This window comes from Marinobacter sp. bablab_jr008, assembly GCF_016464145.1.
GTDB classification, from domain to species: Bacteria; Pseudomonadota; Gammaproteobacteria; order Pseudomonadales; family Oleiphilaceae; genus Marinobacter; species Marinobacter nauticus.
In genome coordinates this window covers 1-1304 of the sequence record NZ_JACDWW010000069.1, presented here as the reverse complement: position 1 = coordinate 1304, position 1304 = coordinate 1, and the positions used below count along the sequence as shown (strand labels likewise).

The window sequence follows — 1304 nt, the reverse complement described above, 5'->3', positions numbered from 1 at the left end:
GGTTCATCGCGGATTAGCGGGAAAGAGGTAGGGACGGACGGTGAAACGGGTTAGGTTGTTTGTGCGAGCAAATCACCGTCCGAGACACCGCCGTCATGCCAGATGCTACGTTTCCTGCCTGGGGCTGGGAAGGGTTTTTACCTCTTTCCTTTCAGCCCCGGTCCTCTCAAGAGCTGCTCATTACCCTGTCCCCCGATCCTGCTGTTTCACCCCGGTGTGGTCGATGCCAGCACCCTTGTACTCGGGTACACGACGTATCCGTGCGACTGGTGCGCGATCGGGATCTCTTTGAGCATCGCGTCTGGCTGAGCGTTCCGCTGCGTCGTTTGCGCTGTATCACCTGCGGGGTCACTCGCGAACATCTCGGCTGGCTGCCTGCCCGTTCACGGATCACCTGCCGACTGCAGTGTTATCTCGAAGCGCTGGTGGCGCTGTTGCCACTCAAGCATGTCGCCCAACTCACCGGCATCCACTGGCATACCCTGAAGGCCATTGATCAGGAGCGACTCGCTCGAACCGTGCCCGAACCGGATCTGGGTCAAGTGCGCTTCCTGCTCATGGATGAGTTTGCCCTGTTCAAGGGGCATCGCTATGCCACCGTAGTCATGGATGCTGAGCGCAAACAGGTTCTGTGGGTCGGCGAAGGCCGCTCCCGGGCCGCCATACGGCCATTCTTCGAGTGGTTGGGCACGCATTGCCAGCACATTGAGGCAGTCGCCATGGACATGAACACGGCGATGGATCTGGAAGTACAGGCGCATTGTCCGCACGCCCGCATCATCTACGATCTCTTCCATGTCGTGGCCAAGTTCGGGCGCGAGGTCATCGACAAAGTCCGCGTGCAGCAGGCCAACCAGTTGCGCCAGCAGCCCCGTCAGCGGCAAATCATCAAACGCAGCCGGTGGTTACTGCTGCGCAATCGCGACAATCTCCAGGAAGAACAGCAGGTTCGCTTGCAAGAGCTGCTGGAAGCCAATCAGTCCTTGCTGCTGGTGTATCTGATGAAAGAGCAACTCAAGGAGCTTTGGTATGCGCCCTCAGAGCGGGTAGCCAAACGACGCTGGGGACAGTGGTTCCGGCAGGCGATGGAGAGTGGACTCGAACCCCTGATGACCTTTGCCAGACGGCTAAAGCCTTACATGCACGGCATTGTCGCCAGTGCCACCCATCACCTGAACACCAGCCTGCTGGAGGGCGTCAACAATCGCATCAAGGTCATCAAACGCATGGCCTACGGTTACCGGGATAACAGCTACTTCTTTTTGAAGATCAAAGCCGCTTTTCCCGGTATTCCGCGATGAACC

Annotated in this window: 1 protein-coding gene; it reads left to right on the top strand. The window is 58.4% G+C overall.

The annotated features are described in order from the left end of the window. Positions 1-95: 95 nt before the first annotated feature. On the top strand, positions 96-1301 hold the full coding sequence (locus tag JIF53_RS13215; protein WP_199452778.1) for an ISL3 family transposase: 1206 nt from the start codon (positions 96-98) through the stop codon (positions 1299-1301). The last annotated feature ends 3 nt before the right edge of the window (positions 1302-1304 follow it).